Below are 16,952 nucleotides of genomic sequence, written 5' to 3' on the forward strand. Positions count from 1 at the left end.
CCGCCCCGTCGCCGGCGAAAACGCGCAGCTCACCGACCGACGCCTCCCGACTCGCACGCAATCGCCCTCGTGCGGGCGAAAACGCGCAGCTCACCGACCCGACGGCTCCGCGACTCGCACGAAACCGCCCCGAGACGGGCGAAAACGTGCAGCTCACCTGCCGGCGCCTCCCCGAGACGCACGAAACCGCCGCGGCAGGGGCCACGGCGCGCAACCCGCCGACAGGTCACGTCTCGACCTGCGCGCAACCGCCCCGACACGGGCATGAACGCGGGCATGAACGCGCCACCCAGCGGCGAACTACTCGACCTGCACAGGACGGCGCGCGCCGGCAGCCGGACTTCCGGACCCGCGGACCGCTCACGCCGACAGCGGCGCCATGCCCGCGGCCGCACGTTGGAACAGGAAGCGTTCGACCACCTGCGCGAGGTGCTCCCGACGCCCCAGGACGTGCTCGGCGGGCGGCCGAAGGATCTCCCAGCCGTGCCGGGTCAGGAACGCCTGCTTCGCGAGGTCATTGCGGGCGCGCTCGGGGTCCAGGTGCTGGTCACCGTCGTACTCGATGCCGAGCAACACGTCCGGATAGGCAAGATCGATCCGATACTTGCCGACCGGATGCTGCAGGACCGGCGGCCGTACGCCGTAGTCGTGCAGCGCCAGACGGATCCTCGTCTCCATGGGCGACTCCGCGAGGGGGCTGGCCAGCGCCACGAAGTCCGGCAGCCGGATCACGCCGCGCTCGCCGGGATGCCGCGTGGCGAGCTCGAGCACGTCCCCGGGCGCGAACCTCCCGACCCGGGACAGCGCGTCGAGCGCGATCACCGCCTCGATCCGATCCTCCCGCCGAGCGAGGTCGAACGCGGTCCGCACGGGGGACGTCGTCGTCACGGTCCGCCCCGGAACGTACCGGTCACGCCATCCCGGAACCGGGATCCGCACCCCAGTCCGGATCTCCCCCGGCAGCGCACGGCCGTGTCGCATCTGCAGACCCTCCTGCGAGCGCCGGTGACCGCCCGTCACCAGGACCTCGACCGGAACGCCGCGGGGTGCGCACTCCGCGCCGAGGGCCTCGGCCGCCGCCCAACCGCCGAGCGCGGTCGGCGCCGGTGACGCATCCGCCGCAAGGTCGGCGAGTGCACCCACCGCCAGCGCGCCGGCCTCGCAGCGCAGGAGGTACGTCTCCTCGACGTCGGCCGCGACGAAGACGCCGCGGAACGGGCTCCGGAACGCCGGGCCCCGGAGCTGCTTGGGAGTGACGAGGCCGGCGGCGACCGCCGCCGAGCCGATGAACGGTCGTGTGAGATCCATGGGGCTTGGACGACCCCGGGCGCGCACCGGTTCCACCTCGCATCGATCCGGCACCGGCAACCGCGGTCCGGGTCTGCCCCAGCTCGGCCTGCCCCAACCCGGCCGGGCCCCGCCCTACGGGGTCCGGCCCGGCCATCTCCTGCCCGGTCCGGCCCGGTCCGGCCATCCCGAGCCCGGTCCGGCCATCCGAGCCCGGTCCGGCCCCTCCCGGCTCGGCCCGGCCCCTCCCGGCTCGGTCCGGCCCGCGATCAACTTCCCGCCTCGCGCGAGTCACATCGCGCCGATCGACAGGGAACCCGCCCGGGTAGCGGCGGCACGCCCGGCGCACCGGGCGTCGACTCGCACGTACTGCCCTGTCGGAGACACCAATGCGCTGATCGAGTGCACGCCCACGTTCGATCAGCGCCCTCGTGCCCGACCGAGACACAATCGTGCTGATCATCATCCGACATCCTGGTCCGTGACCTGCACTTTTCCGCCCCGCCTCGGGCGGAAACGCGTAGATCGATCGCGCACAAACGGCTCACCCGCACGCTCCCGCCCTCGCCGCGACCAAGACGCGTTGATCGACCGCACCTCGCGCGCCCACGCGCACGATTCCGCCCCGCCACGGGCGACAACGCGCTGATCGACAACTCGCGCACGAGCCAGCCGCACGATTTGGCCCCACCACAGACGACATCGTGCTGATCGACAGGCGCCGGACGCCCGGCCGGCTGAACTCGCCTCGCGAAAGGCGGAGACACGGCGGTCGCGGACGGGTCGGCGACCGCGGTCGTGCCGGCGCCGACGGCGCGGCGCCCGGTACCCGCCCCCAGCACCCAATACCCAGCACCCGCCACCCCCGGCACCCCGGCGCTCGCCTCCCCAGCACCCGCCACCCCGGCACCCCGGCGCTCGCCTCCCCGGTACCCGGCACCCCCGGCACTCGCCCTCGGCACCCGGCACCTACCACCACTCGGGACCCCGCCGCCCCGGCACCCTGGCACTCACCCCCGGCACGTCGGCACCTCGGCATCTCGACACCCCGGCACCTCGCCACCCGAGAGGACCGGCCCGAGACGGGCACACCCATGGCGCAACGCAACCGTGTACACGACCCACGCCGCACCCCGCGACGCGGACCCGGCTCCCGACGACCGCCGGCTCGTCACCCACCGAGGGCGCGCCACCGCGCCCGGCTGCGCGATGGCACCGGGTCGCGCCGCCCACCGGCCGGGTACCGCCGCCCCGCGCCGGCGACCGGAGGAAACCGGCCGCGCCCGTCACATCCGGGACGGGGTTGCGCACCGGGGGCTCGGTGCGCCACACTCGTAGCCGAACGAACATTCGGTACGGAGGTGTCCAGTGACGAGCACCGCGCCCACCGAGGCGGATCTGGAAGCTCGGTTCGAGTCGACGATCGCGGCGGACCAGCGGATCGAGCCACGGGACTGGATGCCCGAGGCGTACCGGAAGACGCTGATCCGCCAGATCGCCCAGCACGCGCACTCCGAGATCATCGGGATGCAGCCGGAGGGCAACTGGCTGCTGCGAGCGCCGTCGTTGCGGCGCAAGGCGATCCTGCTGGCGAAGGTGCAGGACGAGGCCGGCCACGGCATGTACCTCTACGCGGCAGCCGAGACGCTGGGCGTCGACCGCGAGGAGCTCACCGAGAAGCTGATCGACGCCCGGCAGAAGTACTCGTCGATCTTCAACTACCCGACCCTGTCGTGGGCCGACATCGGTGTCATCGGGTGGCTGGTCGACGGCGCGGCGATCTGCAACCAGGTGCCGCTGTGCCGCTGCTCGTACGGTCCCTACGCCCGGGCGATGATCCGGATCTGCAAGGAGGAGTCGTTCCACCAGCGGCAGGGCTACGAGTCGCTGCTGGCACTGGTCAACGGCACCGAAGCGCAGCGGGAGATGGTGCAGGAGGCGACGAACCGCTGGTGGTGGCCGTCGCTGATGATGTTCGGGCCGGCCGACGGGGACTCCCCGAACACCCAGCAGTCGATGGCGTGGGGCATCAAGCGGCACACCAACGACGAGCTGCGGCAGCGGTTCGTGGACATGACCGTCCCGCAGGCCGAGGCGCTGGGCGTGACGCTGCCGGACCCGGAGCTGCGCTGGAACGCCGAGCGCGGCGCCTACGACTTCGGCGAGCCGGACTGGTCGGAGTTCAAGGCGGTCATCTCCGGGGCCGGGCCGGCGAACCGGCAGCGGCTCGCCCACCGGCGGCGTGCCCACGAGAACGGTGCCTGGGTTCGCGAAGCGGCCCGGGCCTACGCGGACAAGCAGGCGGCACGAGCGGGAGCAGGGGCATGAGCGAGCAGAACGTCACCGCGGAGGGCGGGCACGGCGCCGTCCCCACCACGGGCGTGGAGACCGGCCGGGGCGAGAAGCCGGCCCGCGGGGCCTGGCCGCTGTACGAGGTGTTCGTGCGCGGCAAGCGCGGCCTCAACCACGTGCACGTCGGGTCGCTGCACGCTGCCGACGACGAGATGGCACTGCACAACGCCCGCGACGTCTACACCCGCCGCAACGAGGGCGTGAGCATCTGGGTGGTGCGCGCGGACGCGATCGCCGCCTCCAGCCCGGACGAGAAGGACCCGTTCTTCGCCCCGTCCGCGGACAAGGTCTACCGCCACCCCACCTTCTACGCGATCCCGGAGGAGGTGCCGCACCTGTGAACGGCGACGCCCACGACGAGGACGCCACCAACGCCTACCAGGCCCTCGCCGGGACCATCGACCACGACGACCCGCGCTGGGCGTTCGGCACCGGCTTCGAGGACATGGAGGCCGACCTCACCGCCCCGGTCCCGGACGGGGCCGCCCCGGCCGACCTGGCCGCGTACTGCCTGATGCTCGGCGACGACGCCCTGGTCTACAGCCACCGGCTCACCGAGTGGGTCTCCAACGCCCCCGAGCTGGAGGAGGAGGTCGCGCTGGCCAACACCGCGCTGGACCTGCTCGGCCAGGCCCGGGTGCTGCTGGCCCGCGCCGGGCACGTCGAGGGGGCCGGCCGGGACGAGGACGCGCTGGCCTACTGGCGCGACGTGGCCGAGTTCCGCTGTGTCGGGCTCGCCGAGCCGTCCGACGATGGCGACTACGCCCGCGCGATCGCGCGCCTGCTGGTGTTCTCGACCTGGCGGCTGGCGCTGCTGAACCGGTTGCAGGACTCGGCCGACCCGGTCGTCGCCGCGGTCGCCGCGAAGGGCGTCAAGGAGGTCACCTACCACCGCGACCACGCCGCCCGGTGGACGCTGCGCCTCGGCGACGGCACCGCCGAGTCCCACACCCGGATGCAGGACGCGCTGGAGTGGGTGTGGCCGTTCCTCGGCGAGCTGTTCCGCACCACCGAGCAGGAACGACGGCTGGTCGCGGCCGGCGTCGCCGTCGACCCCGCCGAGGTCCGCGACGAGGTGGACACCGTCCTCGACCAGGTCCTGACGAGGGCAACGCTGGCCCGGCCGGAGGTGCCCGAGATGGGCACCATCGGCGGCCGGGGCGGCCGGCACGGCGTGCACACCGAGAAGCTGGAGCACGCGCTGGTCGTCATGCAGAGCCTGGCCCGCAAGCACCCGGAGGCATCGTGGTGACCACGCTCGACCTGGGCGCGCGGGACGTCGTCGCACGGGTCGTCGACCCCGAGATGCCCATGCTCACCCTGGACGACCTCGGTGTGATCCGCTCCGTCGACGAGACCGGCGGCGGCGTCACGGTGACGATCACGCCGACCTACTCGGGCTGCCCGGCGATCGAGGAGATGCGCGCCGACATCGTCCGCACCCTCACCGAGGCCGGTTACGGGCCGGTCGCCGTCCGCACCGTCCTGTCCCCCGCCTGGAGCACCGACTGGATCAGCGAGGCCGGGCGGCGCAAGCTCGCCGAGGCCGGCATCGCCCCACCCGGCCGGGCCACGGCGCACGCGCCCGGCCCGATCCCGCTGACGCTCGAGCCGCCGTCGGCCGTGGTCCGGTGCCCGCAGTGCAGGTCCCCGGCGACCGAGGAGTTCTCCCGCTTCGGGCCCACCGCGTGCACCGCGCTGCGGAGGTGCACCGCCTGCCGCGAGCCGTTCGAGCACATGAAGGAGATCTGATGGTGCGCCAGGAACGCAGTGCCGGCCGCCGGGCGGCCGCCTGGCAGGCCCGGGCCGACCGGGCGGCCGGCCGCACCACCCTCGAGCTCGACGACCGGATCGACGCGCTGCTGGCGGACGCCCCGGAGCCGCAGGCCCTGCCGGCCGGGTTCCACGCCCTCGTCGTGTCCGAGGTCGACCGGCTCTGCGACGACGCCGTCGCCGTCACCTTCGACGTCCCGGACGACCTGCGCGAGCACTACACGTTCCGGCCCGGCCAGTACCTCACCCTGCGCCGGGACACCCCGGGCGGCGAGGAGCGCCGGTCGTACTCGATCTGCGCGCCGGCCGGCCACGCTCCGCGGGTCGGGGTGCGGCGGGTCGACGGCGGCCTGTTCTCCGCGTGGCTGGTCGACGAGGTCGCCCCGGGTGACGTCCTCGAGGTCGGTCCCCCGGCCGGGAACTTCACCCCGGAGCTGGCCGCGGGCACCCATCACGGGCTGGTCGCGGCCGGGTCCGGCATCACGCCGGTGCTGTCGATCGCCGCGTCCCTGCTGGCCGCGCACGACGACACCCGGGTCACCCTGATCTACGGCAACCGGCGGACCGACACGGTGATGTTCACCGAGGAGATCGCCGACCTGAAGAACCTGCACGGCCCGCGCCTGCACCTGCTGCACGTGCTGTCCCGGGAACCCACCGAGGCCGAGATCGTCAACGGCCGGCTCGACGCCGACCGGCTCCGGACGCTGCTGTCCGCGCTCGTCGACGTCGACGACGTCGACGAGTGGTGGCTGTGCGGCCCGCTCGGGATGACCGAGGCGGCCGTCGCGGTGCTCGGCGAGCGGGGTGTCGAGCGGACGCGGGTGCACCGCGAGCTGTTCTACGTCGACGAGCCGCCGCCGGAGCTGGTGCGCCCCGACGAGCGTCGCGCCCGGGAGGGTGACGCGGAGGTCACCGTCGTGGTGAACGGGCGGACGACCACGGTGCCGGTCCCCCACGACGAGACCGTCCTGGACGCGGCCCAGCGGATTCGCGGCGACCTGCCGTTCGCCTGCAAGGGCGGGGTGTGCGGGACCTGCCGGGCGAAGGTCGTCGACGGCGAGGTCGACATGCGCCGCAACTACGCCCTGGAGGACGACGAGGTGGCCGCCGGCTTCGTGCTCACCTGCCAGACCCGGCCGGTGTCGGACACGGCGACGGTCGACTACGACGCCTGACCGGCCCACGTAGGGTCGGACCCGTGTTCGTGAAGGTGTGCGGCCTGCGGACCGCCGACGACGTCCGGGTGGCCGCCGAGTCCGGCGCCGACGCGGTCGGGTTCGTGCTCCACCCGGCCAGCCCGCGCTTCGTCGAGCCGTCCCTGGCTCGCGAGCTGGTCGCGCAGGTCCCGGACCGGGTCCTGTCGGTCGTCGTCGTCGCCGAGCACGCGGCGGCCGACGCCGCGCGGATCACCCGGGAGATCGGCGCGGACGTCCTGCAGCTGCACGGCCGCTACACCGCCGACGACTTCGCGGCGGCCGCGGCCGAGCCGATCCGGTTGTGGCGCGCGGCGTCGCTGGCGCACGACCCGGACCTGCACGTGGGGTGCTACGGCGAGGAGGTCCTGCTGCTGGACTCGCCGCGGGCCGGGTCCGGGCGGACCTGGGACGTCGAGGCGCTCGACCGGCCCCCGGACGGGCAGTGGCTGCTCGCCGGCGGGCTCGACCCGGACAACGTCGGCGCCGCGGTGCGGCGCGTGCGGCCGTGGGGGGTCGACGTCTCCAGCGGCGTCGAGTCGGCGCGCGGGGTGAAGGACCACGCGCGGATCGCCGCGTTCGTCGCCGCCGCGCGGTCCGCCCGGTGACCGGCGCCGGCTGATCCGTCCGGCCCACCGGTGGTGGCCTGTCCGGCCGGTGTGCGACCGGGGTCGCTGCCGCTCACAGCGCCGTGACCGCCGGTGACCGCGAAGATCCACCATCGGGGTCAACCGGGCGCCCGCGCCGTCGTACGGTCGGTCTCGGAACGGTAACGGCATCGATCCCCAGCGATGCCGTGCGTGCCCTCGCTCCCCGCTCCGGGCGCGCCCGCTCCGAACGAGGAAGGACACCCCGTGCCGAGGAACTCCCCCGGCGGCACGGCACGCGTCCGGCGCTCCCCGAGCCGGCCGCTGCCGTCCCGCCCCGTCGTGACCCGTGACGTCCATGGCGCCGGATCGCGCATCAGCACCGCGAGTAGCGCCAGCGGATCGCGCATCAGCACCGCGAGTAGCGCCAGCGGATCGCGCATCGACACAGCTCCGGTCCGCAGGCGGCCCGGTGCCGTCGGCGTCCTCACGTCCGCGCTGGCCGGCGGCGGCCTGGTCGCCGGCACCGTCGTCACCGACCCCGGCGCGCCCGAGGTCGACCAGCTCGCGCTGCAGTCGTTCGCCGTGCCGGACACCGCCCCCGCCGACACCGCCCCGGCCGCCGCACCGGCCGTGTCGTCGACGGGCGCGGCGCGGGCGATCGCCGAGCCCCCGCCGCCGGTCGACGTCGACCAGATCGTCGGCGCGGCGACCGGCGCCGTCGGCGACGCCGCGCGGGCCCGCGAGGAACAGCGCCGGGCCGCCGAGGAGGCCGCGGCCGCGGCGGCGCGGGCCGAGCCCGCCGGGGAGGAACCCGCACCCGCGGCCGCCCCGGCGGCCGGGCCGAGCTCGTGCGCGGCCGGCACCGAGGGCATGGACGGAGTCGCATCGAACGTCGCCGAGGCCGGCGAGAAGCTGCGCTGCATGTTCGGCGTGGACACCGTGCTGGGCATCGGGAGCCGGGGCGGCACCTCCGACCACCCCAGCGGCAAGGCGCTCGACTTCATGGTCGACTCCGCGACCGGGGACCGGCTCGCCGAGTACGCGCTGGCCCACGCCGACGAGCTCGACATCAAGTACGTGATCTGGGAGCAGCGGATCAACACCGGCGACGGCTGGGAGATGCAGGAGGACCGTGGCGGCGCCACCGCCAACCACATGGACCACGTGCACATCTCCTTCAACTGATTCAGCAGATCAGTAGAAGCCCTCCCGGTGCGCCCCGAAGCGGGCGCTCGCCGGGCGCCCCAGTGCCCGGCTCAGCCGCTCGGCCGCGGCCTGCACGTGCGGCAGCGCCGTCTCGACCAGGCGCTCCGGGCTGATCCGGCCGAGGCTGGTGGCGGTGGCGATCGCGGCGACGACCGCACCGGTGTGGTCCCGCACGGGGGCCGCCACCGCCGCCAGCTCCGGGTCCAGCTCCCCGACCGACAGCGCCCAGCCGCGGGACTGGACCTCCCGCAGGATGCCGCGCAGCAGCTTCGGGTCGGTGACGGTGCGGGGGGTGCAGGCGGGCAGCCCGGCACCGAGCACCCGGGAGATCGTGTCCTCCTCGGCCCAGGCCAGCAGCACGCGCCCCATCGCGGTCGCGGTCGCCGGCACCCGGGTACCCGGGGAGACGTCGATCTGCATGATCCGGCGGACCGGGACCCGGGCGACGTAGACGGCGTCGGTGCCGTCGAGCACGGCCAGCGACGCGGACTCTCCGGTCTCCTCGGCCAGCGTCGCCAGGTAGGGCCGGGCGTCCTCGGCGATCGAGTGGGTGGCGGTGAACCGCTGCCCGACCGACAGCACCCGCGGGGTGAGCCGCCAGCGGTTGCCGACCGGTTCGACGTAGCCGAGGTGCTGCAGGGTCAGCAGGATCCGGCGCACCGCAGGCCGGGACAGGCCGGTCGCCGCGGCGAGGTCCGAGCTGGTCGGCCGGGGCCGGTCGGCGTCGAACGCGAGCAGGACCGCGAACCCCCGCTCGATGCTCTGGATGCGATCACGCTCGCCGGGACCGCCCGCCGCGTCGCCCATTGTGCTGCCCTCCCTCTCGATCCATCGCGAACCGGTCCGGCAGATGGCGATTCGGACGGCCGCAGCCGTTGACCGGCGCCTCCCGCACCGTCAGAGTGCTAGCGAACGCATAGCGGACGCACCGTACGCACAGCGTACCGAAGGGAGCGGTCAATGGCGATCGACCCGCGAGAACTGAGGCGCTGCCTCGGTCACTTCACGACCGGGGTCACCGTCATCACCTGCCACGGTGGCGACGGACACCCGCACGGCGCGACCGTCAACGCCTTCACCGCCGTCTCCCTGGAGCCACCGCTGGTGCTGGTCTCGCTGGACCGGCGCTCGAAGCTGTGCGGCCTGGTCGAGACCGAGCAGCGACCGTTCACCGTCAACGTGCTCGCGTCGACGCAGAAGGACCTGGCCCTGCACTTCGCCGGCCGGCCCAACCAGGAGGTCGCCTGGCTGCCTGACAGCGGGTGCGGCGCGCCCCGGCTCGACGGCGTGCTGGCGCACATCTCGTGCACCCCCTGGCAGGCCTACGACGGCGGCGACCACGTCCTCTACCTGGGCGAGGTCCAGGAGTTCTTGATCCACTCCGGTACGCCGCTGCTGTTCCACACCGGCAAGTTCCACCACCTCGGCGGCGACCACGAGCCCGTCTTCTGGGACGACTCGGCCGACGGCCCCGGCGGCCAGGCCTGGATCACCCAGTCCGCCGGCCGCTGACCCTCACCCACGATCCCGCGCGAACCGACCCCGGCACATCCGGACGACGAAGGAGTCGACGATGACCCTGCAGCAGGACGCGGTCCCCACCCCCACCGGCGCGGACGGCCGCGTCACCCGGCCGATGACCGGCGACGAGTACGTCGAGAGCCTGCGCGACGACCGCGAGGTCTACCTCTACGGCGAGCGGGTCGACGACGTCACCACCCATCCCGCGTTCCGCAACGCGGTCCGGATGACCGCCCGGCTCTACGACGCCCTGCACGAGCCGGACAGGCAGGACGTCCTCACCACGCCGACCGACACCGGCAGCACCGGTGTCACGCACCCGTTCTTCCGCACCCCGCACTCGGTCGAGGACCTCCGGCGCGACCGGGACGCGATCGCCGAGTGGGCCCGGATGACCTACGGATTCATGGGCCGCTCGCCCGACTACAAGGCCGCCTTCCTCGGCACGCTGGGCGCCAACTCCGAGTTCTACGACCCGTACGCCGCCAACGCGCGCCGCTGGTACACCGAGTCCCAGGAGAAGGTCCTCTACTGGAACCACGCGATCATCAACCCGCCGGTCGACCGGCACCGCAACCCGGACGAGGTCTCCGACGTGTTCATGCACGTCGAGGAGGAGAATGACAACGGCGTCGTCGTCTCCGGGGCCAAGGTCGTCGCCACCGGCTCGGCGATCACCCACTTCAACTTCCTCGCCCACTACGGCCTGCCGATCAAGAAGCGGGAGTACTCGCTGGTCTGCACGGTGCCGATGGGCGCACCCGGGATGAAGCTGATCTGCCGGCCCTCCTACTCCCAGCAGGCCGCCACGATGGGCAGTCCGTTCGACTACCCGCTGTCGAGCCGCCTCGACGAGAACGACACGATCTTCGTGCTGGACAGGGTGCTCATTCCCTGGGAGAACGTCTTCATCTACGGCGACCCGGAGAAGGCCTCGACCTTCTTCCCCGGTTCGGGCTTCCTGCACCGCTTCACCTTCCACGGCGTCACCCGGCTCGCGGTCAAGCTCGACTTCATCGCCGGGCTGCTGATGAAGGGCCTCGAGGTCACCGGCACCAAGGACTTCCGCGGCGTGCAGACCCGGGTCGGCGAGGTCATCGCCTGGCGCAACATGTTCTGGGCCCTGTCGGACGCCATGTGCGCGAACCCCGACGAGTGGATCGACGGTGCCAAGCTGCCCAAGCTCGACTACGGCCTGGCCTACCGCTGGTTCATGACCATCGGCTACCCGCGGGTCCGCGAGATCATCATGCAGGACCTCGGGGCCTCGCTGATCTACCTGCCCAGCCACTCGACCGACTTCCTGTCCCCGGAGGTCCGGCCCTACCTGGACAAGTACGTGCGTGGCTCGAACGGCTACGAGGCCGTCGACCGGGTCAAGCTGATGAAGCTGATCTGGGACTCGATCGGCACCGAGTTCGGCGGCCGGCACGAGCTCTACGAGCGCAACTACTCCGGCAACCACGAGGGCGTCCGCGCCGAGCTGCTCTTCGCCGCGGAGGCCTCCGGGGCCGCCGGGGCGATGAAGGGCTTCGCCGAGCAGTGCCTGTCCGAGTACGACGTGAACGGCTGGACCGTCCCCGATCTGATCAACAACGACGACGTCCGCCTGTTCGGCCGCAACGGCCGCTGAGCGCGCGGGGCCGGGCACGACCGCCCGGGTCCGGCCCCACCCGCCACGTCCGGCGGATCCGCACCGGGGGCGCGCCGCTCCGGGTCACCTTCGGGGGCCACCTCCCGTCCGCCGGACCGGACGGTCCCGGCGCTCCGGCTCCTGCGCGAGGTGCTCGGCGATCGCCCGCAGCTTGATGTTGAGCTGCTGCGAGGCCGTGGCGAGCCGGTCGAACGCGGTCGCCGACGAGATCGCGTACCGCTCCTTGAGGATGCCGATCGCCTCGCCGATGACCTGCCGGCTGCGGATCGCCTCCTGCAGGTTCGCCCGGGTCCGGGCGGCGTCGATCGCGACGGCGGCGTGCGCGGCCAGCACGGTGATCCGGTCCTGGTCGGCCTCGTCGAACGCGTCGACCCGGGCGCCGAAGACGTTGAGCGCGCCGATCGTGCGGGCGTCGGCGAACAACCGGCAGGCCACCATCGACCGGACCCCGCGCCGCGCGGCCGCCGGGCCGTAGCGGGGCCAGCGGGGGTCGGCCGCCAGGTCCCGGACGGCGAAGTTGCGCTCGTCGCGGATGGCCTGCAGGCAGGGCCCCTCGCCGATCTCCTGCTCGAGCTCCTCGAGGGCGGTGGCCTCCGGGCCGGTGGTGGCCGGCGTGCTCACCCGGCCCCCGGTGGTGAGCGAGACGGCAGCGTGGGTGCACCCCTCGACCAGTCCCGTGCAGGCCTCGACGACCCGTGCGCAGGCGTCCGCGGCGTCGTCGGCCGCGTAGAAGTACCGGGACAGCTCGGCCATGGTCCGGGCCAGGTCCTCGGGCGCGGCGGCGGCGTCGGCGTCGGCCCGCCGCTCGGCGAACGCGCCGGCCTCGAGCGCGTCGACCCATGATCGTTCGCTGTCCATGCGCCGCGCTCCCTCGATCTCCGTCGGGTGAGTCCGGACGGCCCCGCCGGCTGCCGATCTGAACCGGCAGGACCTGGGCCGACCTGCGCGCCCGGGCACGCCGACCGGCCTGATCCCGTGGTTACCCGGGTCCGGCGCGGATCACACCCGGTCGCGGTTGATACGACTACCCCCCAGGGGTATGGTCGGAGTCGACCGAGGAGGTGGGCGATGCACGGATACGCCGACAACAAGGACGCACACATCAAGCGGATGCGCCGGATCGAGGGCCAGGTCCGCGGGATCAGCAAGATGATCGAGTCGGACAAGTACTGCATCGACATCCTGACCCAGGTCTCGGCCGTCAACAAGGCGCTCGAGGCCGTCGCGCTCGGGCTGCTCGACGAGCACCTCAAGCACTGCGTCGCCGACGCCGCCGCCGAAGGCGGGCAGGTCGCCGACCAGAAGATCGAGGAGGCCAGCGCCGCCATCGCGCGCCTGGTCCGATCCTGACCCTTCCCCAGGAGGAACCCCGGACATGAGCACGACCACCTACACCGTCACCGGAATGACCTGCGCACACTGCGTCGCCTCGGTCACCGAGGAGATCACCGAGATCGCCGGCGTCACCGACGTGGCCGTGGACCTGCCGACCGGCGCCGTCACCGTCACCAGCGACGGCGACGTCTCCCCCGAGGCGGTCCGCGCGGCCGTCGAGGAGGCCGGCTACCAGGTCACGGCCGGGGCCTGAGCCCCACCCCGCTGGTTCCGCCACCCGCCACGGGTCACGGCGTCCCCGCCGTCCACCCGTGCCGGGTCCGAGACGAAGGACCTTCCGTCATGAACACAGCCGCACGACTGTCCGCCTACGGCGCGGCCGTCGTCCTGCTCGGGGCCGGCGCGTTCGCCGTCGGCTCCACCGTCGGCGCGCCCGCCGACACCCCGCGACCGGCCGCCGCGAGCGCCGCCCCCGCCGGGGCTCCGGCGCCGGCGCAACCGGCCGCCCCCGCCGAACCCGGCGGGCTCGCGTCCAGCCGCAACGGCTACACGCTCGTGCCCCTCACCCCGACGCTGCCGGTGGCGACCCCCACCGAGCTCGCGTACCGGATCACCGGCCCGGACGGCGCGCCGGTCACCCGCTTCGAGGTCGGGCACGACAAGCAGATGCACCTCGTCCTGGTCCGCCGCGACACCGCCGACTTCCAGCACGTGCACCCGGTGATGTCCCCGGACGGGACCTGGCGGGTGCCGGTGACCCTCGCCGGGGGCGGCAGCTACCGGGCGTTCGCCGACTTCGTCCCGACCGGCGGGCCGGCCTCCACGCTCGGCGTCGACCTGTCCGCGCCCGGACGGTTCGCACCGGTCGCGCCGGAGCCGAACCGCACCGCCACCGCGCCCGGCGGCTACCAGGTCACCCTCGACGGCGACCTCACCCCGGGGCGGTCCTCGGACCTCACCCTCACCGTCTCCCGCAACGGGCGGCCGGTCACCAACCTGCAGCCGTACCTGGGGGCGTACGGTCACCTCGTGGCGCTGCGCACCGGCGACCTCGGCTACGTGCACGTCCACCCCGACGGCACGCCCGGCGACGGGGTCACCGCGCCCGGGCCCGGGATCACCTTCCACACCGAGGTCCCCTCGGCCGGCACCTACCGGCTGTTCCTGGACTTCCAGCACGGCGGCGAGGTCCGCACCGTGCAGTTCACCGTCCCGACCGCGGGCGCCGGCTCCCCGGCCACCCCCGCGACCCCGGCCGCCCCGGCCGGCGGACACGGCCACGACGCAGGCGAGGGAGGCCACTGATGACCGCGACACTCCCGCAGCCCGGTGACGAGGTCCGCGAGATCGAGCTCGCCATCGGCGGCATGACCTGCGCCTCCTGCGCGAACCGGGTCGAGCGCAAGCTCAACCGGCTCGACGGCGTCACCGCCACGGTCAACTACGCCACCGAGAAGGCCCGGGTCTCCGCCCCCGCCGGGATCGGACCCGACGAGCTGGTCGCCACCGTGGAGTCGACCGGCTACACGGCCACTCTGCCGGCCCCGGAGCGCGCCGGCGACGACGGCTCCGCCGACGACCGCTCCGCCGACGACGGTGGCGAGGACACCGCGGAGCTCCGGGCGCTGCGGCAGCGGCTGGTCGTGTCGGCGCTGCTCGCACTGCCGGTCGTCGCCATGGCGATGGTCCCGGCGCTGCAGTTCACCAACTGGCAGTGGCTGTCGCTGGTCCTCGCGGCGCCGGTGTGGGCATGGGCCGGTGCCCCGTTCCACCGGGCCGCCTGGACGAACCTGCGGCACGGCGCGGCGACGATGGACACCCTCATCTCGCTGGGCACGACCGCGGCCATGGCCTGGTCGGTCTACGCGCTGTTCCTCGGAACCGCCGGCATCCCCGGCATGACGCACCCCTTCGAGCTCACGGTGTCGCCCTCCGACGGCGCCGGGAACATCTACCTGGAGGTCGTCGCCGGGGTGATCACGTTCATCCTGGCCGGCCGCTACTTCGAGACGCGGTCCAAGCGCCGCGCCGGTGCTGCGCTGCGTGCCCTGCTGGAGCTGGGAGCGAAGGACGTCGTCGTGCTCCGCGACGGCGTCGAGACCCAGATCCCCGCCTCCGCGCTCGCCGTCGGCGACCGGTTCGTCGTCCGGCCCGGGGAGAAGATCGCGACCGACGGCACGGTCGTCGAGGGCCGGTCGGCCGTCGACGCGTCCATGCTCACCGGCGAGTCGGTGCCGGTCGAGGTGGCGGTCGGCGACACCGTGGTGGGGGCGACCGTCAACACCGGTGGGCGGCTCGTCGTGCGCGCGACGCGGGTCGGCTCCGACACCCAGCTCGCCCAGATGGCGAAGCTCGTCGAGGACGCCCAGAACGGCAAGGCCGCGGTCCAGCGGCTCGCCGACCGGATCTCCGGCGTGTTCGTGCCGGTCGTCATCGTCGTCGCGACGGTGACCCTCGGGTTCTGGCTCGGCGCGGGCGCGGGCGTGACCGCCGCGTTCACCGCCGCCGTCGCCGTCCTGATCATCGCCTGCCCGTGCGCCCTCGGGCTGGCGACGCCGACCGCGCTGCTGGTCGGGACCGGCCGGGGCGCCCAGATGGGCATCCTGATCAAGGGTCCGGAGGTGCTCGAGTCGACCCGCAAGGTCGACACCGTCGTCCTCGACAAGACCGGCACCGTCACCACCGGGACGATGACCCTGGCCGGGGTCCGCACCGCCGACGGCGTCGACGAGGCCACCGCACTGCGGCTGGCCGGTGCACTGGAGAACGCCTCCGAGCACCCCATCGCCGCGGCCGTCGCCGGCGCCGCCGCCGAGCGCACCGGCCCGCTGCCCGGGGTCGACGACTTCACCAACCACGAGGGCCTCGGGGTCTCCGGCGTGGTCGACGGGCACGCCGTCCTGGTCGGGCGGCCCCGGCTGCTCGAGCAGTGGTCGGTCCCGCTCACCGGGGCACTCGCCGACACCGCGGCCGCGGAGGCCGCGCGGGGCCGCACCACGGTCGCCGTCGCCTGGGACGGCGAGGCCCGGGCCGTGCTGGTCGTCGCCGACACGGTCAAGGACACCTCCGCCGAGGCCGTCGCCGAGTTCCGCAGGCTCGGGCTCACTCCCGTCCTGCTGACCGGGGACAACCGGGCCGTGGCCGAGACGGTCGCCGCCGAGGTCGGCATCGAGCCCGGGCCCGGGACCGTGATCGCCGACGTGATGCCGGAGGAGAAGCTGGCCGTGATCGAACGGCTGCAGGGCGAGGGCCGGGTCGTCGCGATGGTCGGCGACGGCGTCAACGACGCCGCCGCGCTCGCCCGGGCAGACCTCGGCCTGGCCATGGGCACCGGCACCGACGTCGCCATCCAGGCCTCCGACATCACCCTGGTCCGCGGCGACCTGCGCGCCGCCGCGGACGCGGTCCGGCTCGCCCGCCGGACCCTGGGGACGATCCGGGGCAACCTGTTCTGGGCGTTCGCCTACAACACGGCGGCGATCCCGCTGGCGGCGTTGGGCCTGCTCAACCCGATGATCGCCGGGGCGGCGATGGCGGTCAGTTCCGCCAGCGTGGTCGCCAACAGCCTGCGGCTGCGCACCTTCCGCGGGCACGCGGCCTGACACCGCAGCCGCTCGCACCTCCGCGCCGGGCCCAGCACCGGGCCCGGTGCGGGGCGGCTCGGGACGCTCTCCGCTCACGGTGCACGAGGCCGGCGGATCGGGTGACGGGGGCCGGGGCGTGACGGCACCGCGAGGGCCGACGGCGTGTCACGCTGCGGGCACGTTCCCGTGCCGGCGAGGGTGGGGCGAGGCACGCCGGCGCCCCGCGGGGGTCGGGTGGTGCGCCACGGCCGCCGGGACGTCCGGCGCTCCGCAGCGGGGCACCCCGGCAGGGCCAGACCGTGCAGGTCGGCGACCGCGACACGTCTCGCCTGCGCGTTGCCGTCCTCGCCGGGGCGCGATCGTGCGACTCGGGCCCGCGGGCGCTGGTGATCTGCACCGTGACGCCCCCCGCCCGGGCGGAATCGTGCAACTCACGCTCAGCGGCCACTGATCA

Annotated in this window: 16 protein-coding genes; 13 read left to right on the top strand and 3 right to left on the bottom strand. The window is 73.9% G+C overall.

Annotation, left to right across the window (positions count from 1 at the left end; translation table 11 throughout):
- Positions 1 to 360: 360 nt before the first annotated feature.
- A complete protein-coding gene (locus H7X46_RS19885; RefSeq protein ID WP_186360830.1) occupies positions 361 to 1,308 on the bottom strand; it encodes a DUF559 domain-containing protein in 948 nt (315 codons plus the stop codon).
- 1,347 nt (positions 1,309 to 2,655) lie between these two features.
- Here H7X46_RS19885 and paaA point away from each other — a divergent pair.
- The 7 genes from paaA (at position 2,656) to H7X46_RS29900 (ending at position 8,383) form a co-directional block, all read left to right on the top strand.
- The gene (paaA, locus tag H7X46_RS19890; protein WP_186360831.1) at positions 2,656 to 3,615 is read left to right on the top strand and encodes a 1,2-phenylacetyl-CoA epoxidase subunit PaaA; all 960 of its coding nucleotides are present in this window, start codon (positions 2,656 to 2,658) and stop codon (positions 3,613 to 3,615) included.
- A complete protein-coding gene (gene paaB, locus H7X46_RS19895; protein WP_186360832.1) occupies positions 3,612 to 3,980 on the top strand; it encodes a 1,2-phenylacetyl-CoA epoxidase subunit PaaB in 369 nt (122 codons plus the stop codon). Before paaA ends, paaB begins: the two co-directional genes overlap by 4 nt.
- Positions 3,977 to 4,891 (top strand): 1,2-phenylacetyl-CoA epoxidase subunit PaaC, encoded by a 915-nt coding sequence (gene paaC / locus H7X46_RS19900; RefSeq protein ID WP_186360833.1) that lies wholly within the window; start codon positions 3,977 to 3,979, stop codon positions 4,889 to 4,891. The genes paaB and paaC overlap by 4 nt, the downstream gene beginning before the upstream one ends.
- Positions 4,888 to 5,391 (top strand): 1,2-phenylacetyl-CoA epoxidase subunit PaaD, encoded by a 504-nt coding sequence (gene paaD / locus H7X46_RS19905; RefSeq protein WP_186360834.1) that lies wholly within the window; start codon positions 4,888 to 4,890, stop codon positions 5,389 to 5,391. The genes paaC and paaD overlap by 4 nt, the downstream gene beginning before the upstream one ends.
- Entirely contained in the window at positions 5,391 to 6,590 is a 1,200-nt protein-coding gene (paaE, locus tag H7X46_RS19910) for a 1,2-phenylacetyl-CoA epoxidase subunit PaaE (protein ID WP_186360835.1), read from the top strand. Before paaD ends, paaE begins: the two co-directional genes overlap by 1 nt.
- Positions 6,591 to 6,613: 23 nt before the next feature.
- Entirely contained in the window at positions 6,614 to 7,216 is a 603-nt protein-coding gene (locus H7X46_RS19915; protein WP_186360836.1) for a phosphoribosylanthranilate isomerase, read from the top strand.
- Between the two features lie 246 nt (positions 7,217 to 7,462).
- Positions 7,463 to 8,383 carry a hypothetical protein gene (locus H7X46_RS29900; RefSeq protein ID WP_255426177.1) on the top strand — a complete coding sequence of 307 codons (921 nt, stop codon included), beginning with the start codon at positions 7,463 to 7,465 and terminating at the stop codon, positions 8,381 to 8,383.
- Positions 8,384 to 8,392: 9 nt separating this feature from the next.
- Here H7X46_RS29900 and H7X46_RS19925 read toward each other — a convergent pair whose 3' ends face one another.
- A complete protein-coding gene (locus H7X46_RS19925) occupies positions 8,393 to 9,211 on the bottom strand; it encodes an IclR family transcriptional regulator C-terminal domain-containing protein (protein ID WP_186360837.1) in 819 nt (272 codons plus the stop codon).
- Between the two features lie 153 nt (positions 9,212 to 9,364).
- On the opposite strand from H7X46_RS19925, the gene H7X46_RS19930 reads away from it, so the two are divergent.
- Together H7X46_RS19930 and H7X46_RS19935 are read left to right on the top strand one after the other, a co-directional pair.
- Positions 9,365 to 9,916, top strand: a complete 552-nt coding sequence (locus H7X46_RS19930) for a flavin reductase family protein (RefSeq protein ID WP_186360838.1) — start codon at positions 9,365 to 9,367, stop codon at positions 9,914 to 9,916.
- 61 nt (positions 9,917 to 9,977) lie between these two features.
- On the top strand, positions 9,978 to 11,558 hold the full coding sequence (locus H7X46_RS19935; RefSeq protein WP_186360839.1) for a 4-hydroxyphenylacetate 3-hydroxylase family protein: 1,581 nt from the start codon (positions 9,978 to 9,980) through the stop codon (positions 11,556 to 11,558).
- Positions 11,559 to 11,642: 84 nt separating this feature from the next.
- On the opposite strand, the gene H7X46_RS19940 is transcribed toward H7X46_RS19935, so the two are convergent.
- Positions 11,643 to 12,437 carry a GAF and ANTAR domain-containing protein gene (locus H7X46_RS19940; RefSeq protein WP_186360840.1) on the bottom strand — a complete coding sequence of 265 codons (795 nt, stop codon included), beginning with the start codon at positions 12,435 to 12,437 and terminating at the stop codon, positions 11,643 to 11,645.
- Between the two features lie 210 nt (positions 12,438 to 12,647).
- On the opposite strand from H7X46_RS19940, the gene H7X46_RS19945 reads away from it, so the two are divergent.
- From H7X46_RS19945 to H7X46_RS19960, 4 genes are all read left to right on the top strand, one after another.
- On the top strand, positions 12,648 to 12,929 hold the full coding sequence (locus tag H7X46_RS19945; protein ID WP_186360841.1) for a metal-sensitive transcriptional regulator: 282 nt from the start codon (positions 12,648 to 12,650) through the stop codon (positions 12,927 to 12,929).
- Between the two features lie 25 nt (positions 12,930 to 12,954).
- Complete coding sequence (locus H7X46_RS19950; RefSeq protein ID WP_186360842.1) at positions 12,955 to 13,167, top strand: heavy-metal-associated domain-containing protein; 213 nt, start codon at positions 12,955 to 12,957, stop codon at positions 13,165 to 13,167.
- Between the two features lie 89 nt (positions 13,168 to 13,256).
- Entirely contained in the window at positions 13,257 to 14,219 is a 963-nt protein-coding gene (locus tag H7X46_RS19955) for a hypothetical protein (protein WP_186360843.1), read from the top strand.
- The gene (locus H7X46_RS19960) at positions 14,219 to 16,516 is read left to right on the top strand and encodes a cation-translocating P-type ATPase (RefSeq protein ID WP_186360844.1); all 2,298 of its coding nucleotides are present in this window, start codon (positions 14,219 to 14,221) and stop codon (positions 16,514 to 16,516) included. Before H7X46_RS19955 ends, H7X46_RS19960 begins: the two co-directional genes overlap by 1 nt.
- The last annotated feature ends 436 nt before the right edge of the window (positions 16,517 to 16,952 follow it).

This window comes from Pseudonocardia sp. C8, from assembly GCF_014267175.1.
Classification (GTDB): domain Bacteria; phylum Actinomycetota; class Actinomycetes; order Mycobacteriales; family Pseudonocardiaceae; genus Pseudonocardia.

What these genes read in the sequence shown, in the direction of transcription:
- H7X46_RS19955 (WP_186360843.1), top strand. Translation starts at nt 13,257, where the DNA reads ATGAACACAGCCGCACGACTGTCCGCCTACGGCGCGGCCGTCGTCCTG.
- H7X46_RS19930 (WP_186360838.1), top strand. Translation starts at nt 9,365, where the DNA reads ATGGCGATCGACCCGCGAGAACTGAGGCGCTGCCTCGGTCACTTCACG.
- H7X46_RS19950 (WP_186360842.1), top strand. Translation starts at nt 12,955, where the DNA reads ATGAGCACGACCACCTACACCGTCACCGGAATGACCTGCGCACACTGC.
- H7X46_RS19940 (WP_186360840.1), bottom strand. Translation starts at nt 12,437, where the DNA reads ATGGACAGCGAACGATCATGGGTCGACGCGCTCGAGGCCGGCGCGTTC.
- H7X46_RS19885 (WP_186360830.1), bottom strand. Translation starts at nt 1,308, where the DNA reads ATGGATCTCACACGACCGTTCATCGGCTCGGCGGCGGTCGCCGCCGGC.
- paaE (WP_186360835.1), top strand. Translation starts at nt 5,391, where the DNA reads ATGGTGCGCCAGGAACGCAGTGCCGGCCGCCGGGCGGCCGCCTGGCAG.
- H7X46_RS19925 (WP_186360837.1), bottom strand. Translation starts at nt 9,211, where the DNA reads ATGGGCGACGCGGCGGGCGGTCCCGGCGAGCGTGATCGCATCCAGAGC.
- H7X46_RS19960 (WP_186360844.1), top strand. Translation starts at nt 14,219, where the DNA reads ATGACCGCGACACTCCCGCAGCCCGGTGACGAGGTCCGCGAGATCGAG.
- H7X46_RS19945 (WP_186360841.1), top strand. Translation starts at nt 12,648, where the DNA reads ATGCACGGATACGCCGACAACAAGGACGCACACATCAAGCGGATGCGC.
- paaB (WP_186360832.1), top strand. Translation starts at nt 3,612, where the DNA reads ATGAGCGAGCAGAACGTCACCGCGGAGGGCGGGCACGGCGCCGTCCCC.
- H7X46_RS19935 (WP_186360839.1), top strand. Translation starts at nt 9,978, where the DNA reads ATGACCCTGCAGCAGGACGCGGTCCCCACCCCCACCGGCGCGGACGGC.